Source organism: Pseudomonas sp. PS01299 (assembly GCF_029960145.1).
GTDB lineage: Bacteria > Pseudomonadota > Gammaproteobacteria > Pseudomonadales > Pseudomonadaceae > Aquipseudomonas > Aquipseudomonas putida_A.
Genome location: NZ_JASCPO010000257.1, coordinates 1 through 7,488, shown reverse-complemented (window position 1 = coordinate 7,488; position 7,488 = coordinate 1). Strand labels below are relative to the sequence as shown.

Sequence of the window (7,488 nt, the reverse complement as noted above, 5' to 3'; positions counted from 1 at the left end):
GGCTTGCTCGCGAAAGCGGTGGGTCAGTCAATGGGATGTTGGACCTGCCGACGCTTTCGCGAGCAAGCCCGCTCCCACAGGGAATGGGTGTCAGGCCTGGGGTTTTTTCGGTGGGATGGGATCAGGATCGAAGGTATGCGGTGGCGCCACTTGCAGCGTGGTCACCGAGCCCTGCGCCGAGAGCGAATACGTGACTTTGGAGATCAGCATGTCGCCGTCAAAACCGAGCACCGGATCCGTGACCTTCACCAGCGTGTTGTGGCGCCACAGATCGCCATTGGACTGACGCCAGCCCTGCACCTGATAGGTGGTGGTCTGCGCCCGGCCCATGCGGGTGGCGCTTTCCCATTGGGCGCGTTGCTGGGCCAACTCGAACGTCAGCGCGGTGCCCTCGTTGATGATCGTGGTGCGGCGGCGCTTGAAGCTCAGATCAGCCGCGCTGGATTGAACCTCGCTGACGGCCGCCCCGCTCTTATTGTCCGAGCCTTTCTGCTGACCGATCACTCGGTATTCAGAAAACACCTGGCTCTGATCCATCGGCGCGTTCGCCGACAGAATGTTCTTGCCCAACTCCAGCGCGTCACTGGCCCGACCACCACTACCGGGCTTGGCCAGCACCAGCCGGCCTTGCTCGTCATCAGTGGAAAACACCCGGAACAGCGAGAGCAGACGATCGATCGACTGGAACACCGTTTCGCCCGGCACGATGGTGTGTTTGGCGAGCCGCGCGGTCTCGGGAATTTCGTTGACCACGTACAGCGAGTATTCCGCCGCCAGAGCCTGGACGATGCTCAGCAGCGGTTGCTCCTGCCATTGGTTCGGCCGGTTGGTGGCTGCGCAATCGACCAGATCCTGAGTCTTGGAGCTACCCTCGATGCTCAGGCTGATCTGGCGTCCGTCGTAACTGATCGGGGCCTTGAACACGTAGCCAGTGAGCACCAGGTCCTGGCCGATTTTCACTTCGCACGGGTCACCCGGTTTGATCCGTTGATCCACCGTCTGCCCCGGCCACTGCCAGGTGATGTCGAGTTTGAAGGTGCGGAACTGGCGCTCAAGATCGGCGGTGATTTCCACGCTTTTCCAGCCGCCGTATTCCATGTTGTTGACGGTCAGCGTGACACGGTTGTCTATCTCGCTCATGGTTTACTCCCCGGAGACTTTCACTTCGTTGGGTGAGAAACCAGGATGGGTGATCCCGTTGCGTTGAGTGATCTCCGTGACCCGCGTCGCATCGCCAAGGTACTTGTAGGCCACCACCAGTGCCGGAAAGCTTTCCTGGAACGACTTGCTGACTTGCCGCACACCCGACGACGCGACGGCCTTGAGGTGCGCAAGCAGCGCCTCTTTCACATCGCTGATGGCCTGGTAGTGCGCCGGGTCGGCCTTGTCCAGCATCGGGTTGATCGCCACCGCCACGGCGTCACGCAATGCCTGCATGTCGTCACTGACCGGGACTTCCTGGCGGGTCACCGGGCTCGTCGCCTGCTGCCCTACCGTAGGTGTCGATGACAGTTTCACCGGGCTTGTCGCCACCGGCATCGATGCCACCCATTGCGCGACTTTGACCAGCACCGTGTCCTGCACCAGATCGGCCATGGCTTGTGCCGCCGCGTTGGTGTCCTTGCCGGTGGTGATCTTCGGCGCATCAGCCTTGCGGATGGCTTCGAGTTGTTGGGACACGTCGGCAATCACGCCACGGTAGCCCTCCTTCGCGAATGCCTTGAGTTCCTTGATATCGCCGAGCAAGCCTTTGAACTCCGCCGCCACTTCCTTGGGCAACTCCTTGACGGCTTTGACCAGTTCAGTGATCTGCCGGTACTGCTCGATCAACGGTTTGAGCTGCTCTTTGATCACCTCATACACGCCGGTCAGGCTGTTGCGCAGATTGGCGATGCCGATCCGCGCAGCCTTGATCAACGTCATCGCCTGCTCGAAGCGCGCCACCGCCGACCCCAACAAAGTGTCAGCCTTGGCCAACAGAACTTTTTGCGTACTGACCGTGGCGGTCGGAAACGGCAACGGCCGGTCCGGGTAAAACTTCAGACTGAACGTCACCAGCCCGCCGTCCTGGCGGGTGTGGGTCATGTCGCATTCGCCGACCTTGACTTGCAGGCGTCCGAGCCACGGATGCACCAGTTCACCACTGCCCGCCTCCAAGGCCTTGAGCAGCTTGTCGCGCTGCTCCAGGCAATCGGCGCCGATGATGAACGCCGTCAGGTCGTGGGTCTTGGCCTGCTGGCCGAGATCCTCGAAATACGGCAGGTCGCGTTGCGGGTATTCGTGCAACTGACCTTTGCGACCGACCGGAGTTTTCGCCTGATCGATCCAGAATCCGACACCGCGAAACGATGCCGGCAACAAACGGTCACGCCAGTTCATTGGAACCTCCTGCCGACAGCGAGCGATAGCCGATGCGCGAAGACAGCGCCAGGCCCGGTTGATTGGTTTGTGGTTGATCGGTGCGCAGCCCCGCCGGTGCATTTTCGAAGCGCACGGTCAGGCCGCCTTCGAGTTGCGTACGGTTGTTGGCCGCGCTTTGCTGGATCAGGGCGCTGGAGGTTTGTGGCAGCGATCCGCCTTGCAGCGTTCCGTTTCCAGCAGGGGCGCTACTCGCGCCAAAGAATGCCGGCGCCAGCTCACCCTTGCCTTCGGCATTGGTCTGGCGCTGCGCTTGGGTCAGAGTTTCGACCTTGCCGGTGACCTTGGCGATCAACCCGGCGAAACCTCCGTCGAACAGCTCCTTGATCGGCGCGATGACGGTTTGCAGCTTTTGCCACAACTCGCCGAACCACCCGACAATCGGCCCCCAGCTCTCGATGATCTGATCCAGAGGTTTCCATTCGAACAGGGTGTGCAGAAAGTCCACGACCGGTGCAGACGCCGCCAGCACAACATCCCACAGCGCCGAAAAGACTTCGCCGACCGGCTGCCAGTACTGCGCAATCTGCTCCAGCGGCGACCACTCGAACAGGCTGCTGAAAAAGCCTTTGACCCGCTGCACTGAGGTTTGCAGTGCCGTCCAGATCGGTTCGAAGTACCCGACGACACCACCCCAGGCGCTGGTGATCATTTCCATCGGGAAATAATCGAACAGTGCCCGCAATGTATCCCGGGTGCTTTGCACCGCCGATTGCAGAGTCGTCCACAGCGGCTGGAAGTACGCAACAACTCCGCCCCAGGCGCTGGTGATCATCTGCATGGGCGAGAAATCGAACAACGACACCAGAAACTCTTTAGCCGGTTGCGCGACTTTTCGCAGGCCATCGAACATCGGCTCGAAGAACCTGACAACGCCACCCCACGCACTGTTGATCATTTGCATCGGCGAGAAGTCGAACAGGTTTCTGAGGAACGCCATCACCGGCACACTCAAGGCCTTGAGCAGTTCCCAGATCGCCGAAAACAGCCCCGTCAGCGGCGCCCAGTTTTCCAGGATCATGCCGGCGGGCGTCCACGAGAACACCGATTTGAAGAAGTCGATGACCGGCGCAGTGACGGCTTTGACCTCGTCCCACATGCCCGAGAAGAATCCCACGACCGGTGACCACAGCGCCGCCAGTGCATCCAGTGGTCGCCAGTCAAGAATCGAGCGCAACGTCGCCATCGCACTCGCACCGATGTTTTTCACGCCTTCCCACATGCCTTTGAAGAACGCACTGATCGGCGTCCAGTTGGCATAGATCAAACCGGCCGCCACCGCGATGCCCATGGCGATGAGCATGATCGGATTGGTCTTGAGCACCATGCTCATGACATCGAACACTTGCGTGGCGCCGGTGACCGCGGTCTGCATCGCCGAGAAGGCGATAGCCCCCGCAGCCAGGCCTTCCACCAGTTGCGGGTTCTCGGCAAGCAGGCTGGCGACCTGAGTCAGCATTGGCTCAAGCCCGACGACCAACGCACCGACTGCCGGCACCAGCGCCGCGTCAACAGCAGCGGAAACCTTTTCCATCGACGCACTGAACACGTTCATGTTTTGTGCAGCGACTTTCGGCGCCGCAGGCAGGTCCACGGTTTTCGCCGTCTCGCTGACTTCAGTCAATTTGCCCTGAAACGCTGCCGCCGATTTGATCCCGTCCACGAACGGCGTGATCACGCTGCCGCCCTTGAACAGACCGCTGATATCCAGTTTCCCGAGGCCGGTCTGTTCGAGATTTTTCTTGAAGCTCTCGACCTTTACTCGCAGGGCGCCGAGTTTGGGCGACAGTTCATCGATGCCCGTGATCAGCACCGGTGTTTGCACTTTCTTTTCTTCGTCTGCCATCACTGCACCTGCTGCATCGCATTGATCCGTTGCGCGTGCTCCAGCGATTCGCGGAGCACATCCAGTGGCCTGGCCATCATCTGTTCGGGGTCAACCTTCCAGAACCAGGCCAGGTCATAGGCGACTGCGATCAGGTCGGTGATGGCTCCGACGCCGCACTCATGAAAAAACTCGCAACGGCCCAGCTCAGCGCGTTGAGGTCAGCCAGATCGAGCTGGTTGACCGACGACGGTGGAATACCGGCGCACACGGCGATGTATTTGGCCGCCACGTCCATGTCGAGGCTGACTTCTTCGCTCTTGTCGATCTTGTACGGCAGCGCCTTGATCGCTCGCACTTCCTGCACCGTCGGACGGCGCAGGACGAGTTCGGTCAGGGGCTCGCCGTGAGCTTCGATCGCAACCTGAAGCTTCACGGCGCCGCTCATTGCCAGGTCCCCTTGATGCCTTCGAATTTCAGTTCGATGGTGGCGTCGTCGCCCTTGGAAACCGGCTCTTCGACCAGATAGGCACCGGCCAGCACGTAGGCTTTGCCGTTGCTGAATTCGCAGGTAACGGTGATGTCGGTGCCTTCGATCAGCTTCTTCAGCGGGAAGTCGGCGGTGTGCAGCGCGGTCACTTTGAACGACGGCGCGACGTCGGTTTCCTTGTAGAAACCCGGTACGACGGTTTCGCGTTTGACGGCCATCAGCGGGGCTTCGCAGCCGCCGTTGATAGTCAGTTGTGCACCGTCGACTTTGACGTAGCAGGTGCCTGCAATCACTTGACCCATGGTGTTACTCCCTTCAAATAAAAAAGCCCACCGGAGTGGGCTGAATGCTTACGGCCAAACGCGGCGATCAGGCCGCGTCGTCGTATTGCAGACGGAATTGGTTGAGCAGTGCGAACACGCGCAGACCGTTGATGTAATCCGGCGGGAACAGCACGTTCACGCGGCTCGGGTCCTGCACGTCGCGCTCGACGATCAGGTGCTCGGCGAACAGCTCGGCGTTCTCCACGTGGCCTTCCAGTTCCAGCTTGGCGTACTGCGCGATCAGCTCGCCGCGAATGGTCGCCGGAGTGACGATCGGCTGGCCGGCGCCGAAACGGGTGCCGTCGGAAGCCAGTTTGTGCCGGCCGTACTTGCTGGTGATCACGCTTTGCAGACGACGCACGATGAACGCCGACTGGTGCATGGTTTCGCTGTCCAGGTAGGAGTTGTCAGCCTGACCGTAAGCGTTCTTCTGGTAGGTGGTGATCGAACGCTGAATGCGCACGTAACCGCCTTCGTAGTACGCGGTGGCAATGCCGTAGTTGAGCAGCGATTGACGCTCGGTCAGGGTGAATCGCTCGCTGGCCGGCGCCGGATCAACACCCGGCAGACTGCCGCTTTGGGTCGGACGGCTGGCATCGGCGGAGATGAACACCGCGGTGCGCGCAGCCAATGCGGCAGCTTGTACCCAGAACGGTTGCGGTACGCCCGGCTCCAGCGCCTGAATGGTCATGTGCTGATCGTTACGTGCCTGACCAGCAGCGACCAGCGTACCGACGGTGCCGCGCTTGGCGCTGTAGACGTGACCAAACAGTTGCTTGGCCCAGGACCAGCGACCGGTGCTGTCATCCATCACTGCTTGCCAGGTATTGAGGGTCGACAGATCCGACCACGGCAGAGCGATGAACTCGAACGGCTCGTCACCCAGTGCAGCCACGGCTGCGACCTGGTCCGGTACACCGGCGCCGCCGGTCATGGCGGTGATCGCAGTGGTCAGGCCGGCCGGGGTTTCTTCGCCGTTGCTCTTGCCCAGGCGATTGAACTGCAGGCTGATGTCGTTAGCGCTGTCGCCGGTCCATTTGGCGGTCAGAGTGACCAGGCCTTCAGCAGCCGCAGCGCTCACCGGCAGATCGGCGGTGGCGTTGATTTTCTGTGCCAGTGCGGTAGCCGCTTGAGCAGCGGTGGCACCGTTGACCACGGTGGCCTGCACACGCACACCAGCGACGTACAGGTTGAGCACGCCAGCCTGAGTCGCAGTGCCAGTCAGGGTCAGCACGCCTTTGGCGATGGCGCCTTCAGTGTTGTGCAGCGGCAGGCACCAGATCTCGCCGATCGGGTCGGCCTTGCGGAAGGTCTCGTACATCGAGGCGAGCATCGAGCCCTGACCGCCGATGCTTTTTGCCAGGGCGACGCTGGAGACCAGCACCAGTTTGCCGACTTCGGTCGGGGCGATGTTGTCGTTGACCTGAGCGACGATCAAACGGCGCATGGCCGAAGTCGCGCTATTGGCGGCCGAGTTGTCCATTTCGGCATAGAACAGCGGTACACGAATGTCCGCGGGGATGTTGCTGAATCCGATCGCCATTATTTGGCTCCCTGTGCTTTGACTTTTACGGTTTTTAGAGTGATATCGCCGTCGGCCAGACGTCGGCGCCACCAGGCGCTGTCCAGCACTTCACGGCCTTCTTTGGGCAGCAGATCGCCCGCTTCCGGGTCAGGCACGGCACGGCCAGCGGCCGGCAGTACGGTGATGCGATTGCTCATGGGGTTACGTCTCCAGAGAAAGTCAGTTCCACGCGCCCGTCAGGGCCCGGGTGTTTCAGATTGGGGTCGGCCGGGTCGATCGCATCGACCCGCACGGTGACCCCGGTAAAGGACGACAAACCGTCCAGTTCACGTTCGTGCCAACTCTCCGCAGGCTGACTCGGCAGATTGCGGCCGAGCTGGAACTCGGTAAAAAAGCGCAGCCGATAGAAGGCCCGGCTGCTGTTGATCGAGACCATCTCGCCGCCGTCGTAGACGATGGCGCTGTAGTCGGTGCCCGGTTTGAATCCCACCAGCGCGCGCCACAGTTCGGCGCGCAGGTCGTGCAACAGATCCAGCGCTTTTGTGCTGTCGCTGGCGTCGAGCGCCAGGACGATTTCGAAGCGGTCGCGGATCGGTTGCGCGGTGAGGTTTTGTGCGGTGCTGGTGCTCGCGAGATCCGCCAGGGGCAGAACATGAGCCGAGGGTGTCGGCAGATCAGCGTTGCCTTGCAGCAACGCCAGATCGACACCCACCGCAATGTGGTTGGCAAGGCTTGGGCATTGCCCACGCAGCTGCGTGAGGATCGGGGTGATCTTCATGGTGGTGTTCCAGAGTTGAAATGAGTTGCAGAAAACACCGCGAATCCCCTGTAGGAGTGAGCCTGCTCGCGATGGCGGTGCCACATTCACAATCAATGTGCCTGACACACCGCTATCGCGAGCAGGCTC

General features: G+C 61.1%; 8 protein-coding genes. All 8 read right to left on the bottom strand.

Annotation, left to right across the window (positions count from 1 at the left end; all coding sequences use genetic code 11):
* Positions 1-90: 90 nt before the first annotated feature.
* A complete protein-coding gene (locus tag QMX91_RS26960) occupies positions 91-1,140 on the bottom strand; it encodes a phage baseplate assembly protein (RefSeq protein ID WP_282413639.1) in 1,050 nt (349 codons plus the stop codon).
* Positions 1,141-1,143: 3 nt separating this feature from the next.
* Positions 1,144-2,379, bottom strand: coding sequence for a DNA circularization N-terminal domain-containing protein (locus QMX91_RS26955; RefSeq protein WP_282413638.1), 1,236 nt, complete (start codon positions 2,377-2,379; stop codon positions 1,144-1,146).
* A complete protein-coding gene (locus QMX91_RS26950) occupies positions 2,366-4,264 on the bottom strand; it encodes a phage tail protein (RefSeq protein ID WP_135295074.1) in 1,899 nt (632 codons plus the stop codon). Before QMX91_RS26950 ends, QMX91_RS26955 begins: the two co-directional genes overlap by 14 nt.
* Before the next feature lie 130 nt (positions 4,265-4,394).
* The gene (locus tag QMX91_RS26945) at positions 4,395-4,691 is read right to left on the bottom strand and encodes a phage tail assembly protein (protein WP_003222226.1); all 297 of its coding nucleotides are present in this window, start codon (positions 4,689-4,691) and stop codon (positions 4,395-4,397) included.
* Positions 4,688-5,035 carry a phage tail tube protein gene (locus QMX91_RS26940; protein ID WP_282413637.1) on the bottom strand — a complete coding sequence of 116 codons (348 nt, stop codon included), beginning with the start codon at positions 5,033-5,035 and terminating at the stop codon, positions 4,688-4,690. The genes QMX91_RS26945 and QMX91_RS26940 overlap by 4 nt, the downstream gene beginning before the upstream one ends.
* A 67-nt stretch (positions 5,036-5,102) precedes the next feature.
* A complete protein-coding gene (locus QMX91_RS26935) occupies positions 5,103-6,599 on the bottom strand; it encodes a phage tail sheath subtilisin-like domain-containing protein (protein WP_139055338.1) in 1,497 nt (498 codons plus the stop codon).
* On the bottom strand, positions 6,599-6,778 hold the full coding sequence (locus tag QMX91_RS26930) for a DUF2635 domain-containing protein (protein ID WP_027611066.1): 180 nt from the start codon (positions 6,776-6,778) through the stop codon (positions 6,599-6,601). Before QMX91_RS26930 ends, QMX91_RS26935 begins: the two co-directional genes overlap by 1 nt.
* The gene (locus QMX91_RS26925; RefSeq protein WP_247840005.1) at positions 6,775-7,359 is read right to left on the bottom strand and encodes a hypothetical protein; all 585 of its coding nucleotides are present in this window, start codon (positions 7,357-7,359) and stop codon (positions 6,775-6,777) included. The genes QMX91_RS26930 and QMX91_RS26925 overlap by 4 nt, the downstream gene beginning before the upstream one ends.
* Positions 7,360-7,488: the final 129 nt, after the last annotated feature.